The organism is Roseibium sp. (genome assembly GCF_039982295.1).
In the GTDB taxonomy this organism is placed as follows: domain Bacteria; phylum Pseudomonadota; class Alphaproteobacteria; order Rhizobiales; family Stappiaceae; genus Roseibium.
In genome coordinates, this window is record NZ_JBDWYP010000082.1 from 136,352 (window position 1) to 153,509 (window position 17,158).

The following is a 17,158-nucleotide window of genomic DNA, read 5'->3' on the forward strand; positions in this document are numbered from 1 at the left end:
CTCACCCTCTCGATGATTTTGCCCCGGGCATGCCATGTGCCCGGGGTCTTGTTTTTGCCAGGGCCAGCCATGCCGACTTTCACCGCACCCGCGCGACCGATCCATCGCTTCATCTTGCTCGCCTGCGCGGCCACGTTGGTTGCCTTTCACCTGGGCCTGATCTTTTCAGGCCTGGTGCCGAACCTTGTCAGCAGGCCGCTTCATTTGGCACTGGCCCTTCCCTGGATCTTTCTCTTCAGCGCGTCGACTGGCCTCATTTCACAGGTAACCGGCTATGTGATTGCGGCGCTTGGCCTCGCCGCCAGTCTTTGGGTTGCGTTGAACCACAGCAGCCTGATTGACCAATACGGCTTTCTGGAAGGTGATTTTCAGATCGCCATCGCCGCCATCTTGCTGATCACAGTTCTGGAAGCCGCCCGTCGAGCCATCAATTGGCCGTTACCGCTCGTCGCGGTTCTGGCATTGGCATATGGGTTGTTCGGGCAGCACATTCCGGGCGAATTCGGTCACTCGGGCACACCGATCGAGAGCTTTCTCGGAACCCTCACGATTGCCGAAGGTGGCATCTGGGGCAGCCTGACGGGTGTTTCTGTCTCGGTGGTTGCGATCTTCGTCATTTTCGGGGCAGTGCTCAACGCAGGCGAGGCCGGTCAGGGCTTCATGAACGTTGCAGCGACCGCCGCCGGACGCCTCAACGGTGGCGCGGCAAAAGTCTCGGTGATCTCGTCCGCTCTTTTCGGTTCCATTTCCGGTTCCGCCTCGGCCAATGTCGCATCGACCGGCGCCATCACCCTGCCCGCCATGACGCGGCTTGGATATCCGAAAAGGCTTGCCGCAGCTGTTGAAGCCGTTGCCTCCTCCGGTGGCCAGATCATGCCGCCGCTCATGGGAGCTGGCGCCTTCGTTATGGTCGAACTCACTGGCACACCCTACACATCGATCATGGCTGCCGCGGTTCTGCCAGCCTTGCTCTATTTCATCGCCGTATGGGTCGGAATCAATGCCTATGCAAGCCGGCTGGACTTGAAAGGCATGGACGAAGCTGATCGTCCTGATCCGAAGGCCACACTGATCACCACCGCTTTCTTCCTGGTGCCTTTCTCGGTTCTGCTCTGGGGCATGTTTGCAGTCGGCTATACGCCACAATACGCGGCCTGCCTCGCGATCCTTGCCGGTTTCCTGCTGCTGTTCACCGATGCCAAGCTGGGCTTTTCCATCAAGAAGACTTCTCTTCGCCTGGAGGCCGCCATGGTGACGGCAGCCCGCCAGGTCGCGATGATTGCCTCAATCATCCTCTGTGCCTCGATCATCATTGGCGTGCTCTCAATCACTGGCCTCGGCGTCAAGATTACATCCCTGATCCTCTCTGTTTCGGGAGGCTATCTCTGGCCCTCCCTGTTCCTGACGGCTCTCGCCTGTCTGGTGCTCGGCATGGAAGTCCCGACCACCGCGGCTTATGTCATCTGCGTTTCGGTTGCCGGTCCAGCCCTCACCCAGCTTGGCCTGGAGCCACTTCAGGCCCATCTCTTCGTGTTCTGGTTCGCGCTTCTGTCGACGATCACGCCGCCCGTCTGCGGTGCGGTCTTCATTGCCGCCGGCATGATCAACGAAAACTGGCTGAAGGTGGCGGTGACCGCAATGGCGCTTGGGATTGGGCTCTACATCATCCCGCTCGGCATGATTGCCAACCCGGACTTGATCGCACTTTCAGACGCGCCTATCGCCGCCCTGCTTGCCTTTGCGCAGATTGGCTTGGGACTTGGTTGCATGTCCTATGGCCTGATTGCCGCAGGCCCAGCCGTGAAAAAGGCCGCCCTGATCGGGGGCGGCCTGGTCATCATCTTCATCCGGCTTGCTCTCGGCTAAGAAGCCGTCTCAGCTTGCGCTTTAGCCAAGATACTTCTTGAAGAAGGCAATCGTGCGCTCTTCGGCAAGCTTGGCCTTTTCCTCGTCGTAACGAGGGGTCGTATCATTGTGGAAGCCATGGTTGGCGTTCTCATAGATATAGGCTTCGTAGGTCTTGCCATTGGCCTTGAGGGCTTCTTCATGAGCTGGCCAGCCGGCATTGATACGCTCATCGAGTTCACCGAGCTGAATAAGAAGAGGTGCCTCTATTGCAGCCACGTCTTCTGCGGATGGCTGGCGACCGTAGAATGGAACGCCCGCGCTGAGCTCCGGATACGCAACGGCGATCGCATTGACCACGCCGCCGCCATAGCAGAAGCCAACAGCCCCTACCTTGCCGGTTGAGCCTTCGTGTTTCAGAAGGAACTCAAAACCTGCAAAGAAATCATTGAGCAGTTTCTCGCGATCGACTGTGCGTTGTAGCTCGCGGCCTTCATCATCCGTGCCTGGATAACCACCAACCGAAGTCAGGCCATCTGGAGCAAGCGTCAGAAAGCCTGCCTTGGCCATACGGCGAGCCACATCCTCGATGTAAGGGTTGAGACCACGGTTCTCATGGATGACCAGAACGGCCGGGAGTTTGCCCGTGGCCCCGGCTGGTTTCACCAGATAACCGTTCACTTCGCCGTGCCCGTTGGGCGAGGGATAGGTGATCCGCGTGGTTTCGATCTCGGGATCGTCCGGTGCCACTTGCTGGGCCAGCGCGTAGTTTGGTGCCAACTGGTTCAAAAGCATGGCAGCGGTCACACCGCCGACTGCGAATTTGCCGGCACGTGTCAGGAATTCACGTTTGGTGATCTTGCCGTGAGCATAAAAATCGTAAAGGTCGAGCAATTCCTGCGGAAAGTCTTTTGCCGTTTTACGGCGAACCGGGGTCATCTCGTTCATAGCATCCCTCCATCAGTGAGGCAGAGCAGCCTGCCTGCCGAGAATACTAGAAGTCTGGCATCCGCAATCCAGCCAAGGGCGGCAGGAAAACTGTAACGAAGTGTATCAGAAGTTTGCTATAGCCCCTACTTCGCGGAGAAGTGATCGGGCCAGGTCCTACCCGACCTGACCGCGATGGCGCAGAAGATGGTCGGCCAGAACGCAGGCGACCATGGCCTCGCCTACCGGGACTGCACGAATACCTACGCAAGGATCATGGCGGCCTTTGGTCATGACATCGACCTCTTGCCCCTGACGCGTCACGGACTTGCGCTCGGTCAGGATGGAAGATGTCGGCTTGACTGCAAAACGGGCAACGATCGGATCGCCGTTGGAAATGCCACCCAGGATGCCGCCTGAATTGTTGGAAAGGAAGAGTGGCTTGCCATCCCCACCGATACGCATCTCATCGGCATTTTCCTCGCCTGTGAGAGCTGCCGCATCAAAGCCGTTGCCGATCTCAACGCCTTTGACTGCATTTATCGACATAAGCGCAGCCGTTAGTTCAGTATCGAGTTTGCCGTAAATCGGTGCTCCCAGACCGACAGGCACGCCTTCGGCGATGACCTCGATCACGGCACCTACGGAAGATCCAGCCTTGCGGATACCATCGAGATAGTCAGCCCAAAATGCAGCAGCTTCCTTGTCCGGGCAGAAGAACGGGTTGTTCTCGACCTCGGACCAATCCCAGTTTTCGCGATTGATCTTGTGCGGACCGACCTGAACCAGTGCAGCGCGAATACTCACCTGCGGCAAGACCTTTCGTGCAACGGCCCCGGCGGCAACGCGCATAGCGGTCTCGCGTGCAGAAGATCGTCCGCCACCGCGGTAGTCGCGAATGCCGTACTTGGCATCATATGTGTAGTCAGCATGACCTGGACGATAACGGTCCTTGATCTCGGAATAGTCCTTGGATCGCTGGTCTGTGTTCTCAACCATAAGAGAAATTGGGGTCCCAGTGGTCCTCTGCACGCCGTCTTCGTCGACCATGACACCAGACAGAATTTTAACTTCGTCCGGTTCCCGCCGCTGAGTGGTGTATTTCGACTGACCGGGTTTGCGCTTTTCCATAAAGCTCTGAATGTCGGCTTCTGTCAGGGGAATGAGTGGCGGGCAGCCATCAACAACACAGCCGATCGCGGGTCCATGGCTTTCGCCCCAGGTGGTGACGCGAAACAGATGCCCGAACGAGTTATGTGACATGCCTTGCCTTCCCGAAAGCGATCGTCGGCGCGTACCGACCCGCTGAAATCCAGTGCGGCAAGCGATAAGCCATCAAAAGGCTGATCTCAAGCCCTTCCGGCCTGTGGTGGAGGTTGCCGCCCCCTTATGAGAGAAACAAGTGTCAGGATGTAGCTGCCTTCCGCTGCTTGAAATCCGCAGCAGCAACAGACAGTCCGCCATTTGCTCCATCAATGAAATGCACGTGCTGGCTGGCACCGATGTCGGTCATGAAGCAGGTCATCAAGGCGCTGTCGCTGACGTGCATGCCATAGATCAGACGCCTGGCGCAGAACGCCTCATCAAGGTAATCGGTCAGAGCGTTAAGTTGCTCCACCGAAACATCGAGAACGAGCCGGAGCGAGTCATCAAGTTTGCGGTGGTCGGTATGACGGCAAATTTCCTGAAGGTATCGTGCAGGACGAAATGGCCCGACTCTGAGTCCCGTCAGGAACCCCCAAATCGTGGCCACGCTTTGAAACACGGCTCTTGCACCATAGGCAAGGCGGTTTCCGGTTCGCGAAAGCATTCGGATTTCCAGTCCGAGCCCACGCGGAGGGAACCGGAATTTCAACCGGTTGCGTGTGACGTGGTTGGCACTCTCCGTCTCACCCAGCGGATCGAAGCCGACGATGTGCTCGATGTCCGCCGCGATCGACCGCAGGCTTTCACCACCGCCTTCCCACGGCCTCAGGATCAGGGACAGGACCTTTCCTCGCTCCGAAGGTAGAGGCTCCCACCGGCAGGACAATCCCTCAAGATCAGGTTCAACAGCCATGGCCGGATCGATCAGGAAAGGCTTGCAGAGAGCCTCATCCTTGAGGATCTGATCAGCAAGTTCGAGCCCTCCGCCGATCACCATGGCGAGATAGTTCCCCGGCGACAATTCATATTTGCGAAGACGGACGTCCGTGCCTTTTGACCGGACCTCTGTGAGCGGGATCGCTGCCGTACGCAGTGACAACCCGGCTTCCTCGTCCGCAAGGCGCTGGACGCCGGCCAGTGCGATCTTGCCTGCATTCACCGCGCCCGGCGGTACAAGCAGCATGGCTCCGTCGCCGCCAAAAACAAAGGGTACGATTTCCCGCCCGACCTGATTGAGCACTGCGGAAATGACTGCCGCGCCAATGAGGTTTACCTCCTTGTAGTGACCGGCCTCAATCGCATCGTGCGAACGGACAATATCGGCGGCGAGGATCACCCAATCGACCGGAACCGCCTCATAGCACTCCACGTCGCCGACGGTTGCGAAATCAGTGAAGGGTTCTAATTTGAGATAAAATTCATCTGAAGGGTCCGGCATGGCAACGTCCTTTGTTTGCCCCTTCATACGTGTAGGTTTCAACGCCCGATCAACCGTTTGCGCTGCCTGCTTTTCACATTGCCGTGTGGTCTGATCTCATCGGATTCAGATCCAGGAAAACCCGCTGTTGCGCCAAACGAACACCTTGTCCTGAGGCACATCAAGCTTTGGCACGGCTGTGGTCTCCAAGCCTTCCAGAAGGCCGCGCAGAACCCGAAATACGCCGCCATGAGCCACAACGACACTCGGACGATCGACGGTCTTTAGCCAGTTGCCGATCCGGCCTGCAAGCATCTCGTAGCTCTCGCCACCTGGCGGCACGAACCCCCACTTGTCCTGACGCCTCGCAAGAACGAGATCCTGCTCTTTGTCGGCCAGTTCTTCGAGTGTAGAGCCTTCCCATTCACCGAACGTGATTTCAAGGAGCTGCTCATCAAGACGGTAGGCAGCGGGATCGAGATTCATGGCTGTGCGCGCAAGCTCCATCGTCGTCCGGGTACGGCCGAGCGGCGATGAGACAAAATCGAACGTTCCAGGGTCGACGTTCTCGGTCCTGAGGAAGTCTCCCAAACGACGCCCGTTATCACTGGCCTGGCCGCGGCCGACGGAGTTGAGCGGAATGTCCCTTTGACCCTGCATGCGTCCTTCCGCATTCCAGTCAGTCTGGCCATGACGGATAAAGATCAGGAAATGCGGGTCTTTCAGCTTGGGCAGTGCAGAACTCATGGTGACTTTCGCGGGCTTGAGGAGATGAGAATCCAACGACAGCAGAGCCTCTTTCTGACCGCTACCTATCACCAATTCATGACGGGCTGTCCAGATCCCTGAAGAGATGGCCCGATAGATATAAAAAAGGCCGGCTTGCGCCGGCCTTGAGAGCTTCGGGTTTGAACCCTAGTCCTTCACCACCGAAATGTCCGGCGCATCCACGGCCTTCATGCCGACAATGTTGTATCCGCAATCGACATGCTGGATCTCACCGGTGACACCGCGGCCCATGTCGGACAGGAGATAGAGCGCGCTGTCGCCGACTTCTTCGATGGAAACCGAGCGGCGCAGCGGCGCATTGTATTCGTTCCACTTGAGAATATAGCGGAAGTCGCCGATGCCGGATGCTGCGAGGGTCTTGATCGGACCGGCGGAGATCGCGTTCACACGGATCTGCTTGGGACCGAGGTCCATTGCGAGGTATTTGACGCTGGCTTCCAATGCAGCCTTGGCAACACCCATGACGTTGTAATGCGGCATGACCTTCTCGGCGCCGTAGTAGGTCAGCGTCAGCACAGAACCGCCATCGTCCATGAGCTTTTCGGCACGTTGTGTGACAGCGGTCAGAGAGTAGACCGAAATATCCATGGTGCGGTTGAAATTGTCGGAGGTCGTGTCGACGTACCGCCCGGTCAGCTCATCCTTGTCGGAAAATGCAACGGCATGGACAAGGAAATCGATCTTGCCCCACTTGTCTTCAAGCGCCTTGAAGACAGCATCAATGCTGTCGCCATCCGTCACGTCACAGTGGCCAGCCACGAAAGCGCCAAGCTGGTCCGCCAGAGGTTCGACACGTTTTTTCAGGGCATCACCTTGGTAGGTCAGAGCGAGTTCCGCGCCGGCATCGGCAAGAGCCTTCGCGATTCCCCAGGCGATCGACCTGTTGTTCGCAACGCCCATAACAAGTCCGCGTTTGCCGTTCATAAGTCCGCGCGTTTCCGCCATCTTCATCTCCAGAAGGATTTCAGTAACCACCCTACAGCGGGTTGGCCTCCTATGGCACAGCCCCCCATATCCTTCAAGACGCCGACAAAGCGAATGAGACGTCGACGGGACCGCATCTTGGCACTATGTTACCGGCCGAAATCACCCCATCGAGAAACGAGGACACGCGCTCATGGAGCGAAATCCCCATGCCGAGCGGCTCGCTGAAATCATCGGCGCAGCAAACGTACTGACCAGCCCCGAAGACAAGGCGCCGTTCCTGACGGAATGGCGAGACCTGTATCAGGGTGTGACACCGATGGTGCTGCGACCAGGGTCAACCAAGGACGTCAGCGCGGTGATGAAATATGCATCCCTGAATGATCTCAAGATTGTTCCCCAAGGCGGCAATACCGGTCTCGTGGGCGGTCAAATCCCCTTGGAAACCGGGGATGAAATGGTTCTTTCACTCGGGCGAATGAACAAGGTCCGTGCGGTTGATCCCGACGGTTTCACAATCACTGTCGAGAGCGGCGTGATCCTCGAGACCTTGCAAAATGAAGCTGAAAAAGTCGACCGTCTGTTCCCGCTGGCGCTAGGCTCGCAAGGATCCTGTCAGATCGGTGGCAACATCTCCAGCAACGCCGGCGGCACCGCTGTTCTTGCCTATGGCAACACCCGCGACCTCGTTCTCGGGCTCGAGGTGGTGATGCCAAATGGTGATGTCTGGAACGGTCTCAGGACCCTCCGCAAGGACAATACTGGTTATGATTTGAAACAATTGTTTATCGGCGCGGAAGGGACTCTCGGCATAATTACCGCAGCGTCACTCAAACTTTTCCCCAAGCCGAAGAAACTGGAGGCCGCCTTCGTCGGTCTCGCAGATCCCCAGGCCGCGCTGAAGCTCTTCTCCACCGCCAAGGCTCAAGCAGGCCCGGTGCTGACCGGCTTCGAAATCATGCCTCGTGTCGGGGTCGAGTTCTGTGTCGCACATTTGGACGGTGCACGAGATCCTCTTGAGGCGCCACACGACTGGTATGTGCTGATGGAGCTTTCGAGCGGGTCAGAGGCGTTTCCGGTTCGCGACCTGCTGGAGTCCATTTTGGGAGAAGCCTTCGAGGAAGGCCTGGTCGAGGACGCAGCGTTCGCCCAGTCCATGCAACAGGTCCAGGATTTCTGGCATATTCGGCATGGCATGTCCGAAGTACAGAAAGCTGAAGGCGGCTCCATCAAGCATGACGTCTCTGTCCCTGTCGCCTCCATCCCGGCGTTCCTGGAGGAAGCCATCGCCGCAGTCACGAAATTCGTGCCCAACTGCCGCCCGGTGCCCTTTGGTCATCTGGGTGATGGCAACATCCACTTCAATGTCAGCCAGCCAGTCGGAGCGGACAAGGAAGCCTATCTGGAGAAGTGGGACGCAATGAACGACATCGTTCATGGCATAGTGGCGAACTTCAACGGCTCGATCTCCGCCGAACACGGCATCGGGCGTCTGAAGCGCGATCTTCTGAAGGACGTGAAAAGCGAGCTTGAACTAGACCTGATGCAACGCATCAAGGACGCGTTCGATCCCAAGGGCCTCGTCAATCCAGGCCGGGTTCTTTAGCGGCCTGACCCGCAAGCCTTGACAGAAGGCAGGCGGGTTCCTATGTCCGCGGTCAGGTCGAAGGTCCCGGCCGCTCGCGGGCTTATGCCTTGGGTAAAACCTTCCCGTGCCGCCAAAAATCGACGGCCAGATCGAAATCAGCCTTTGCTTTGATGCAGGCCGATGGCAATGCGAGCCCCATCCGGAACGCCTGCAACAGACGGGAAAGGCACGTTCCAATGACCCAAACTACACTTCCACCACTGAGTGAGTTGAAAGCTCAGGCTAAACGCTTGAGAGCCGCGATGCCGGCAGCCACCGATGCGCCGCTCAATCATGGCCAGTCGCTTGATCTTGTTGCCAGACAATATGGCTTCCGCGACTGGAACACTCTTCATGCGGCCAAGGGCAATGCGCCCAACATGCCGCTGTCACTCGGTCAGAAGGTATCTGGCACCTATTTGCACCAGGCTTTTCAGGGCGAGATCGTTTCGGCCGCCAAGCTGGGACCGTCCAACAGGACGCGCATCACCATTGTTTTCGACGAGCCGGTCGATGTGGTGAGCTTCGACAGCTTTTCCGCATTCAGGCAACGGGTCACCGTAACGCTTGGCAACGACGGAAAGACCGCAGAGAAGACCTCGGACGGTGTCCCGCACATGCAGCTGACGACGGCGATCTGAGCCTGATCACCGTTTGCGAAAAAAGAAGGTCCGCTTCAGCTTGAAGCGAACCTTCTTAAAGAACAGCCTTGATGACGATCGCATGTTTGGACAGAGGTTTAGCCCGGCATCACGATCCCGATCTTGCCAATGTAGGACTTGGCGAGAAAGTCCTCTTGTGCTGCGCGCAGCTCCTTCAAGGAGTAGGTTCGCGCGACTGTCGGCTTGATTTCTCCGGCCTCAATATACCTCACCAGATCATTGAAGACGTTGACCGGCTGGCGTGTGCTGCCGATCAAGGTAAGGTCCTTGAGGTAAAGCGTGCGCAGGTCCAGCTCGACTATCGGCCCCGCGATGGCACCCGATGTGACATAGCGACCGCCGATGCGCAGGGCATCGATCAAGGCGTTCCAGCGTGCGCCGCCAACGAGATCCAGGGCCACGTCATAGGCCTCTTCTCCCAGCTCCGCATCTCGGTCCAACGTCGCATCGGCGCCCAGCGCGCGAAGCTCTTCGGCCTTTGAAGGGCTGGTCACGGCTGTAACATGCGCACCGCGTCTCTTTGCCAGCTGAATGGCCGCCGAGCCAACGCCGCCTGAAGCACCGGTGATCAGAACGCGCTCGTTTGCGAGCCCGGCACGTTGAATCATGCCCTCTGCCGTCGAAAACGCGCAAGGAAACGAGGCAAGCTCAACATCCGTAAGGTCCGACTGAACAGTGACCGCGTTCACAGATCCAATGGTGGTGTATTCGGCGAAGGCCCCATCGCGCTCCGAACCCATCGTGGCAAGTGCATGGGGATCTTCTGACCCTGCAGGATGATGCATCGGACGCAGCAAGACCCGTTCACCGATGCGCACCGGATCGACACCTTCACCGACTGCGACAATCTCGCCGCAGCAATCTGCGCCTTGAATGCGAGGAAAGGACAAGGCGCCAGCCCACCCGCCTTCAAGATCCTCGGAATCCTCATAACCATCTGCTGCGGCAACAGCGGTGTCGCCGCGCACGGTCTTCGAATACCAGCCAATGCGGGTGTTCACGTCCGTGTTGTTGACGGCTGCAGCACCTACACGAACAAGGACATCTCCGGGCACAGGGGTTGGAACCGGAAGATCCTCGCGCCAAACCAGTTTGTCGAGACCACCGTGTCCCGTCAGGACCATGCCCTTCATCGTTTCTGGAAGTGCCATCGCGGCCCCCTTAGCTGGTAGAATGAGTACTCTACTTGCTTTGGTAGAGGGATCATTCTACATAGTCAAGCATGAACGCGACGATGACCAAGATCGCCTCCGGGCTCGAACATGCCTTTGCACTTCAGGGGTTTGCCGAGCCGAGTGTCGAGGACTTGCGCGAAGCGGCAGGCGTTAGTCTCAGGACACTTTATAAATACGTACCTTCGCGCGATGACATGATGTACGCTGCGCTCGAGCATCGCCATCAACGTTACCTTTCGAGCATCTTTGACGATCTGCCCGAAGACCAGGCCGCAGCGCTCGACCATCTGATGGACCGGATCGGGGCCTGGATGCTGAATGAAGCGTCGCATGGATGTCTTTTTCATGCGGCTGTTGCCGCAGCTCCAGCCGATACACGACTCCGTTCCCTTCTGGAGCGACACAAGGGCGAAGTCGCCGAACGCGCTGCCCAGGCATGCGGTCTGACGCAACATCAGGTGGACCTGAACCTGATCATCGAAGGTCTCATGCAAAGCTGGCCAATTCATCGAGAAGAGGCTGTTGCGAGCGCTAAACGGCTCAGCGGAATGCTCAGCATTCAAGCCCGCAAATAACTTGCGAATACTAAAAACTGATTTCACAAGGCCACGCACTCAACGGTCCTGACGAAGCCGGTCAAGAGCTGAAGACCAATCGTACAGCGGCCTGTATGTCAGGCTTGAGAGAATTGACAAGAGACGCTGTTCCGGGTGATTCCTCATGTCCGTCAACGCCCTATCCGAAGTCGAGAACATTCTCGTCACAATTTGGCGTCTAAAAACATCCTTATGGCCGTGATGGGGAAAAGCGTCTGCATCGGGACAGAGTAGATTTGACAGGACATGACGCGCCAAACGCTGATTAACAACTCTGATTTCTCCTAAGAGATTAATTTTTTTTTGATTTCTTCAAAAAAGGTGTTCAATACTCAAAAAAGACAAATAACAATAGTTGACATCACAACACCAAAGCAAAGGAGAAGCTTCCGTAAAATATAACAGGGTTAATTACCCTCTGGGGTGTAAATACAGGCAATTTTCACTCCTGACTTTTCGACCGCACAACGACCTCCCAAAACCAACAAGGGAGACGTCGCGGTTGTCAAAGTCCACAAGAACAAAGTGCACGTGATGAAAGCGCATACCTGACCAGAAGATGTCGGGATGCCGAGAAAACCCAGACTGCGGATCAAAACCGCGAAAATCGAAGAAAGTCCAAGGCTTCACTGTCTTGTCCTTCCTTTAAAAAAACAGCAAGCGGGTGAGTTGGGCCGCTTTCCTTTGACAGGAGGCGAGTATGCAGATTCAGAGTACGAACGGGACGGAACGCTGGGATCGCGTAAAGTCGAAATTGAGACAAGAACTTGGAGATGACGCCTATTTCAACTGGTTTGGCCGCGTTATTCTCGAAGAAAACAGTGGGGATATTGTTCGGCTATCAGTGCCAACACGCTTCCTGAAACACTGGATCCAATCCCACTACGAAGAGCAGTTGGTCGGCCTTTGGCAACACGAGTGCCGGGACATCAACAGCATCGAATTGACAGTTCGCAGCGCACTTCGCCCGGGCAAATCAAGACCCAAAAAACTCATACCAACCAATGCATCACCGGCCCGTGCCGGCTATGCACACCCGGGCTTGCCAGATGCCATTCGCTATCCGCAGGTGCCTATCGCCCTCGGCGATGCTGACGAAGAAACTCTCATAGAGTTTCTGAAAGGCGCGCCAACCAATCCACGAAACTCCTTCGAGTCCTTTGTCGAGGGGGATTCCAATGGACTTGCCTTCGAGGCGGCCCGGAAAATCGCAAGTGGCCAGAACGAAGCCCTCGATCTTCTGTACCTTCATGGCGCTGTCGGGTTCGGCAAGACCCACCTGCTCCACGCCGTTGCGACGGAAGCAAGATCCCGCGGACAGAATGTCTGCTATCTGACCGCCGAGTACTTCATGTACCATCTCGTACCGGCGTTGAAGTCCAGATCGTTCCAGGCCCTAAAACGGATCCTGGCATCAATCGACATTCTGTTGGTCGACGACATGCAATTCCTTCACGGCAAACAGGCCCAGGCAGACTTCAGCGAGACACTTCTGTCGCTGATGCAACCGGTCAAGCATATCATCGTGGCTGCTGACCGGCCGCCGCTGCAACTGGAAACGGTAGAGAGCGGACTGCGTGACCGGCTTTGTGACGGACTGGTGGTAGGCTTGCAGCCCCCGGACTTCGCCTTGCGCCGCGGTATTCTGACCAGGCGGCTGGTGGCAGCCAGGAAGCTTCTTCCGACCTTCGACATCCCGAAGGAAGTTCTCGATTACGTTGCCTGCCATGTGACGGCGTGCGGCAGAGATCTGGAAGGTGCGATCAATCGGCTCTACGCCCACCACCAACTGACCGCTCAAGCAATCACGCCCTATCTCGCAGACAAGATCCTCAGCGATCTGGTTCGTTCGGGCGAGAAACGCAACATCAAGATCGAGGAAATCCAGCAGGTGGTGTGCAAACATTACAGCGTCAGCAAGGCTGACCTGCTGTCAGCCTGCAGGTCTCGAAATCTGGTCCGCCCGAGACAGATCGCCATGTATCTGTCGAAGGTGTTGACACCGCGTTCCCTGCCCGAGATTGGCAAGCGCTTCGGAGGCCGTGATCACACAACGGTTCTTCATGCAGTCCGTAAGATCGAGGCGCAATCACAGGCCGATACGAGTTTGGGGCAGGAACTGGCGCTGCTCAAGCGGCTCGCGCACAGCTAAACGCGGCAAGTTGCCGGCAGAGGCCAGAGCCGGCGACGGCAAGGGCGGGGATTCCTGATCCCCGCCCTTTTTGCTCTTCGACTTCAGAGACAATCGCGTGACGCATTACGCCACAAGTTGCGCAACAACCAAGTGCCCGGGCACCGGCTCACCGTCTTCAAGCCGCACCGTGATCGGATCCATGGCAAGTACCTTGAAACCATGCGCTTCAAGTCCGCTGCGCAGGTAACTTTCTCCTTGAGCAAAACGCTGTTTCGCACCGACCATGTAGTTCCTGCCGGCCAGAGTGCTTTCAGGTAGCGTCTCGGTTGAAAAGGCAAAGTATCCGTTGGCTTCAAGCCGATCAGCCGCGCCTGCCAAGATCGGTTCGATTGCCCCCAGATAGGGGAAGACATCCGTGGCGGCGATCAGATCCCAACGAGGGCGAGCCCCGTCTTCGTCCTCGAACTCTTGGAGAAACTCGACCGCCTCACCGACGTAGAGGTCATCATAAACCTGTCGATCATAGGCCAACTCCACAATCCGCTCCGAGAGATCGACGCCTGTCTGATGTTTGGTGCAGTCGTTGAACGCAACGCCTGTGAGCCCGGTGCCACATCCCAAGTCCAATAGTTTTTCGAACGGGCCAATATCAAGTTTGCTGACAAGATCGCGTAGCAAAAGGGGAACGCAGTAGCCAAGCTGATCGACCAATATGTCGTCGAAGACATCTGCATGTTGATCAAAGAGTGTCGCCACATAGGCATCCGGCATTTTTTCGGGAGACGTCTCGTGCCCCATAGCTGCAAGGCGGATGGAAACACCGCCTGGGTCTGACGGATCGAGACTGAGCGCCTGGCGATAAAAAACAGCGGCCTGATCACGATCGCCGGCCTTCTCCAGCTCGAGCCCCTTGTTGTAGGCATCGGCGAGGGCATCATCATCGATTTCGCTCATGTCACGGTTCCAGTTCTTATGTTCTCATAGCCGAATTGCAGTAGATGTGGGCCGGATCTCTCGGGTGCTCCTCTTAACCAGCGCGCCCAACACAGGCCAGACGTTTCTCGATCTCCTGGGCTTCAGAACAAGTCCAGCTGGTCCTTAGCGACACCTTTGGCAGCTTTTGTTTTTTGCCCGGCCGCTTCGCTCGGCTCCGGAGCGACGATTTCGAGCAAAGACTCATCGTCATTGGCGACAGAGTTCACGCGGGTGGAAACAGGATCAGCGACCAGATAGTCCTCCGGAGCCGGTCTCAAGAGCTGGCTCGCGTCCCGAGCCATGACATTTCCCGTGTCCAGCCAGGCGCCGAAATCTTCCGGCATTAGGATGGCGGGCATCCGGTGATGAATATGGCGGACGCACAGATTCGCATCAGTTGTCAAAATCGCGCCCGTATCGATATCGCCGCCGTCCGGGTCCGACCAAATTTCCCACAAACCGGCAAAAGCCATTAGTCCGCCGTCAGCTGGGCGAATGAAGTAAGGCTGCTTTCCTTCGGCAGTGCGGCGCCACTCATAAAAACCGGAGACAGGAAGTAGACAACGGTGATGACGCATCGCTCCGCGAAAGGATGGCTTGTGCTCTGCCGTCTCCGACCTTGCATTAATTAGCAATGTAAAACTCGCAGGATCCTTGACCCAAGGCGGGATCAAACCCCACCGCACGAGGGCAAAATGCCGCCCACCATGTTCCTGACGAACCGTGGCTACAGGCTGGGTCGGCGCTATGTTGAAACGAGGCGGAAAATTCGGCTGTTCAATGTAATCAAACAAGGCTCGAACGTCATTCGGAGTCGCTGTCAAGGTGAACCGGCCGCACATAAAATGTCTTTGGCATGAAGTTAGGCAATTGGCAACGAAGAGCCGCTAGCTTAGCCAAAGAATTCAAGAGCGTGGGGGAACGGCATGCAATGCGATGATCCAGTTCTAGGCGTCGGGCCGCTCGCCGCCGATAAGCTGGAACAGGCAAATATCAATCCGAAGACCGGATTGGCGACAGACTATCTCAATCACTTCAATGAGGTGGTCATGTTGCTTGAGATGCTGCCCGCAATGCCGGACTGCGCCGAGGACGTCCTTGAATGGACGCCGCTCGACTATGAATCCCATTTCGAAAAGTCGACTTTCTCCGACAAGCAGCTCGCGATCCTTGCCTTCCACGCTGCTCCTGTGAACCTGCGCACCCATCTGGAGCAGAGAGTGGCCCAGATTGATGCGGCTGTGACCGAAGCACAGGAGATGCTGCGCAAGACACCGGACCCATCGTTGATGGCCGATCAGATCGCAGCCCTAGCGACCAACAGCATCAAGCCACTGATTTCGGTGGCAAGTGGCGTGATCCACGGCCATGTAGCAGGTGAAGCGATCCAGCTCGAAGGCGATGAGGCCCAGGCCGAAATCGACGCGATGTTCGCATAAGGCGTTCCTCCCGCCTGGTTGCCATGTCTGTTGCCGCAGAGCCAATGACTTGCAGCCTCTTGGATCCGCGCCGTCTCTGTGAGACAAAACAGGATGCAGATCCCCCGTCTTTATCCTCCGATCCCGCTGCTGGGTGTCAGCGTCCTTTGTTACAGGGGCGATGACGTTCTGCTGATCAAACGCAGCAAACCGCCCTACCCCGAACACTGGAGCCTGCCGGGCGGGTTGGTTGACGTCGGCGAACCTTTGAAACAGGCTGCAGAGCGCGAACTTCTCGAGGAGACAGGTGTCCTTGCCGACCTCGATGTACCGCGCGAAACATTTGACAGCATAGAGCGTGATGCAGACGGCAGGGTGCGTAGCCATTTCGTACTGGCGGTCTTTTGCGGGCAATACCTGTCTGGCGGCGTGCTGGCAGGCGACGACGCCTTGGACGCCAGATGGCTCGACGGCGCAGCTCTGCAAGACCTCCTGACGACGCCCGGCACCCCGGAGCGAGTTCGGCGCCTTCTTGATCGACGCTGACACCGGATTTCCCCCGATTGCCGTTCTCTGGCCCTTGCGAACACTCACTGGCCTGCGCATGATCCGCCCATGAGCTTCCTGTTTGAAAAGCCCTTGGGCAAAGTGGTTGCAGTACCTCTCTTCGCGGTGTTGATGTTTGGCACACCGCTCGGCGCCAAGGCACAGTCAGCAGACAATGCACCACCGTACGAAGCAAATCTCATGCGCCTTTCGGAAGTCCTCGGCGCGCTTCATTTCCTGCGGCCCTTGTGCGGACACGACGATCAGCCGAGCTGGCGCGAGCAGATGGAAACTTTCCTGACATCAGAGACCCGGGACGGTAATCGGCAGCGCCGCTTCATCGAGCGCTTCAACCAGGGATACCGTGGTTTTTCTTCGGCTTATCGCAATTGCACCGCGTCCGCGCGTATCGCGATGGAACAATATGTTGCCGAAGGACAGACGTTGATCAGCGACGTCACGAGCCGCTACGGCCGCTGAGGGCTGACGCCGCTACGGCACTTCTTACCACTTGGTTAACCTTTCCCATCTAATTTGTGGGTGGTTGTTAAGTTTGCGTTCACAGTTGGTTATCGGCCGGGTTTGCCGTGTTAGGATTTTTATCAAGAGATTCGGGGGCCACATCCGACGGGCAGCAAGATCCGCGGCTGTTCAACACCAGTAAGGGAACGAATGACTAACGACGATTTCACAGATGCGGCAATGGAAGCTGAGTTCGCTGAGGATGAAGACATCCGGCGCGCAGCTCTGGGCTTCATTTCGGACGCATGGGCCGAAGCAATCGCATGCGGCGTCGATGCCGATGCTGTCGCACATGCGGCCATGTTCACTGCCCTTGCCGACCTTGTCACCACCTATGGTGAAGATGCCGTGGCGAAGCTGGCCGAAGGCTTGCCCGACCGAATCCTGCGCGGGGACTACACGGTCAATCGCATTCTACAGTAACAACGATCACGCCTCACGGGGCGGCTGCCCAG

The 17,158-nt window shown here is 57.1% G+C and carries 17 protein-coding genes; 9 read left to right on the plus strand and 8 right to left on the minus strand.

Annotated elements, in window-relative coordinates:
• The first annotated feature begins 69 nt into the window (after nucleotides 1-69).
• Complete coding sequence (locus tag ABJZ52_RS16605; protein WP_348188430.1) at nucleotides 70-1,866, plus strand: TRAP transporter fused permease subunit; 1,797 nt, start codon at nucleotides 70-72, stop codon at nucleotides 1,864-1,866.
• A gap of 21 nt (nucleotides 1,867-1,887) precedes the next feature.
• Here ABJZ52_RS16605 and yghX read toward each other — a convergent pair whose 3' ends face one another.
• The 5 genes from yghX to fabI all read right to left on the minus strand — a co-directional run bounded on the left by yghX (nucleotide 1,888) and on the right by fabI (nucleotide 7,069).
• On the minus strand, nucleotides 1,888-2,793 hold the full coding sequence (gene yghX / locus ABJZ52_RS16610; protein WP_348188432.1) for a YghX family hydrolase: 906 nt from the start codon (nucleotides 2,791-2,793) through the stop codon (nucleotides 1,888-1,890).
• A gap of 156 nt (nucleotides 2,794-2,949) precedes the next feature.
• Nucleotides 2,950-4,035, minus strand: a complete 1,086-nt coding sequence (gene aroC / locus ABJZ52_RS16615) for a chorismate synthase (protein WP_348188433.1) — start codon at nucleotides 4,033-4,035, stop codon at nucleotides 2,950-2,952.
• A gap of 142 nt (nucleotides 4,036-4,177) precedes the next feature.
• Nucleotides 4,178-5,356 (minus strand): DUF3095 family protein, encoded by a 1,179-nt coding sequence (locus ABJZ52_RS16620; RefSeq protein WP_348188435.1) that lies wholly within the window; start codon nucleotides 5,354-5,356, stop codon nucleotides 4,178-4,180.
• A 105-nt stretch (nucleotides 5,357-5,461) separates the two neighbouring features.
• Nucleotides 5,462-6,082, minus strand: a complete 621-nt coding sequence (locus ABJZ52_RS16625) for a histidine phosphatase family protein (protein WP_348188437.1) — start codon at nucleotides 6,080-6,082, stop codon at nucleotides 5,462-5,464.
• 168 nt (nucleotides 6,083-6,250) lie between these two features.
• A complete protein-coding gene (gene fabI / locus ABJZ52_RS16630; protein ID WP_348188439.1) occupies nucleotides 6,251-7,069 on the minus strand; it encodes an enoyl-ACP reductase FabI in 819 nt (272 codons plus the stop codon).
• A gap of 172 nt (nucleotides 7,070-7,241) precedes the next feature.
• On the opposite strand from fabI, the gene ABJZ52_RS16635 reads away from it, so the two are divergent.
• Complete coding sequence (locus ABJZ52_RS16635) at nucleotides 7,242-8,654, plus strand: FAD-binding oxidoreductase (protein WP_348188441.1); 1,413 nt, start codon at nucleotides 7,242-7,244, stop codon at nucleotides 8,652-8,654.
• Between the two features lie 218 nt (nucleotides 8,655-8,872).
• Nucleotides 8,873-9,316, plus strand: coding sequence for a glyoxalase superfamily protein (locus ABJZ52_RS16640; protein WP_348188443.1), 444 nt, complete (start codon nucleotides 8,873-8,875; stop codon nucleotides 9,314-9,316).
• Between the two features lie 98 nt (nucleotides 9,317-9,414).
• On the opposite strand, the gene ABJZ52_RS16645 is transcribed toward ABJZ52_RS16640, so the two are convergent.
• Nucleotides 9,415-10,488 carry an alcohol dehydrogenase family protein gene (locus ABJZ52_RS16645; protein ID WP_348188445.1) on the minus strand — a complete coding sequence of 358 codons (1,074 nt, stop codon included), beginning with the start codon at nucleotides 10,486-10,488 and terminating at the stop codon, nucleotides 9,415-9,417.
• An 83-nt stretch (nucleotides 10,489-10,571) separates the two neighbouring features.
• On the opposite strand from ABJZ52_RS16645, the gene ABJZ52_RS16650 reads away from it, so the two are divergent.
• Entirely contained in the window at nucleotides 10,572-11,087 is a 516-nt protein-coding gene (locus ABJZ52_RS16650; RefSeq protein ID WP_348188447.1) for a TetR/AcrR family transcriptional regulator, read from the plus strand.
• 721 nt (nucleotides 11,088-11,808) lie between these two features.
• Nucleotides 11,809-13,260: a chromosomal replication initiator protein DnaA gene (gene dnaA, locus ABJZ52_RS16655; RefSeq protein WP_348188449.1), complete on the plus strand. Its 1,452-nt coding sequence runs from the start codon at nucleotides 11,809-11,811 to the stop codon at nucleotides 13,258-13,260.
• Nucleotides 13,261-13,365: 105 nt separating this feature from the next.
• On the opposite strand, the gene ABJZ52_RS16660 is transcribed toward dnaA, so the two are convergent.
• Nucleotides 13,366-14,196, minus strand: a complete 831-nt coding sequence (locus tag ABJZ52_RS16660; RefSeq protein ID WP_348188451.1) for a methyltransferase — start codon at nucleotides 14,194-14,196, stop codon at nucleotides 13,366-13,368.
• A 122-nt stretch (nucleotides 14,197-14,318) separates the two neighbouring features.
• On the minus strand, nucleotides 14,319-15,059 hold the full coding sequence (locus ABJZ52_RS16665; protein ID WP_348188453.1) for an SOS response-associated peptidase: 741 nt from the start codon (nucleotides 15,057-15,059) through the stop codon (nucleotides 14,319-14,321).
• A gap of 84 nt (nucleotides 15,060-15,143) precedes the next feature.
• On the opposite strand from ABJZ52_RS16665, the gene ABJZ52_RS16670 reads away from it, so the two are divergent.
• From ABJZ52_RS16670 to ABJZ52_RS16685, 4 genes are all read left to right on the plus strand, one after another.
• Nucleotides 15,144-15,656 carry a hypothetical protein gene (locus ABJZ52_RS16670; protein ID WP_348188455.1) on the plus strand — a complete coding sequence of 171 codons (513 nt, stop codon included), beginning with the start codon at nucleotides 15,144-15,146 and terminating at the stop codon, nucleotides 15,654-15,656.
• Between the two features lie 93 nt (nucleotides 15,657-15,749).
• Complete coding sequence (locus tag ABJZ52_RS16675) at nucleotides 15,750-16,181, plus strand: NUDIX hydrolase (protein ID WP_348188457.1); 432 nt, start codon at nucleotides 15,750-15,752, stop codon at nucleotides 16,179-16,181.
• A 69-nt stretch (nucleotides 16,182-16,250) separates the two neighbouring features.
• Complete coding sequence (locus tag ABJZ52_RS16680; protein ID WP_348188459.1) at nucleotides 16,251-16,661, plus strand: TIGR02301 family protein; 411 nt, start codon at nucleotides 16,251-16,253, stop codon at nucleotides 16,659-16,661.
• Between the two features lie 192 nt (nucleotides 16,662-16,853).
• The gene (locus tag ABJZ52_RS16685; RefSeq protein WP_348188461.1) at nucleotides 16,854-17,126 is read left to right on the plus strand and encodes a hypothetical protein; all 273 of its coding nucleotides are present in this window, start codon (nucleotides 16,854-16,856) and stop codon (nucleotides 17,124-17,126) included.
• Nucleotides 17,127-17,158 lie beyond the last annotated feature (32 nt).

Coding starts and splice junctions, on each gene's coding strand:
- ABJZ52_RS16680 (WP_348188459.1), top strand. CDS start 16,251: ATGAGCTTCCTGTTTGAAAAGCCCTTGGGCAAAGTGGTTGCAGTACCT.
- ABJZ52_RS16650 (WP_348188447.1), top strand. CDS start 10,572: ATGACCAAGATCGCCTCCGGGCTCGAACATGCCTTTGCACTTCAGGGG.
- fabI (WP_348188439.1), bottom strand. CDS start 7,069: ATGGCGGAAACGCGCGGACTTATGAACGGCAAACGCGGACTTGTTATG.
- aroC (WP_348188433.1), bottom strand. CDS start 4,035: ATGTCACATAACTCGTTCGGGCATCTGTTTCGCGTCACCACCTGGGGC.
- ABJZ52_RS16685 (WP_348188461.1), top strand. CDS start 16,854: ATGACTAACGACGATTTCACAGATGCGGCAATGGAAGCTGAGTTCGCT.
- ABJZ52_RS16620 (WP_348188435.1), bottom strand. CDS start 5,356: ATGCCGGACCCTTCAGATGAATTTTATCTCAAATTAGAACCCTTCACT.
- ABJZ52_RS16670 (WP_348188455.1), top strand. CDS start 15,144: ATGCAATGCGATGATCCAGTTCTAGGCGTCGGGCCGCTCGCCGCCGAT.
- ABJZ52_RS16635 (WP_348188441.1), top strand. CDS start 7,242: ATGGAGCGAAATCCCCATGCCGAGCGGCTCGCTGAAATCATCGGCGCA.
- ABJZ52_RS16675 (WP_348188457.1), top strand. CDS start 15,750: ATGCAGATCCCCCGTCTTTATCCTCCGATCCCGCTGCTGGGTGTCAGC.
- dnaA (WP_348188449.1), top strand. CDS start 11,809: ATGCAGATTCAGAGTACGAACGGGACGGAACGCTGGGATCGCGTAAAG.
- yghX (WP_348188432.1), bottom strand. CDS start 2,793: ATGAACGAGATGACCCCGGTTCGCCGTAAAACGGCAAAAGACTTTCCG.
- ABJZ52_RS16625 (WP_348188437.1), bottom strand. CDS start 6,082: ATGAGTTCTGCACTGCCCAAGCTGAAAGACCCGCATTTCCTGATCTTT.
- ABJZ52_RS16660 (WP_348188451.1), bottom strand. CDS start 14,196: ATGAGCGAAATCGATGATGATGCCCTCGCCGATGCCTACAACAAGGGG.
- ABJZ52_RS16640 (WP_348188443.1), top strand. CDS start 8,873: ATGACCCAAACTACACTTCCACCACTGAGTGAGTTGAAAGCTCAGGCT.
- ABJZ52_RS16645 (WP_348188445.1), bottom strand. CDS start 10,488: ATGGCACTTCCAGAAACGATGAAGGGCATGGTCCTGACGGGACACGGT.
- ABJZ52_RS16665 (WP_348188453.1), bottom strand. CDS start 15,059: ATGTGCGGCCGGTTCACCTTGACAGCGACTCCGAATGACGTTCGAGCC.
- ABJZ52_RS16605 (WP_348188430.1), top strand. CDS start 70: ATGCCGACTTTCACCGCACCCGCGCGACCGATCCATCGCTTCATCTTG.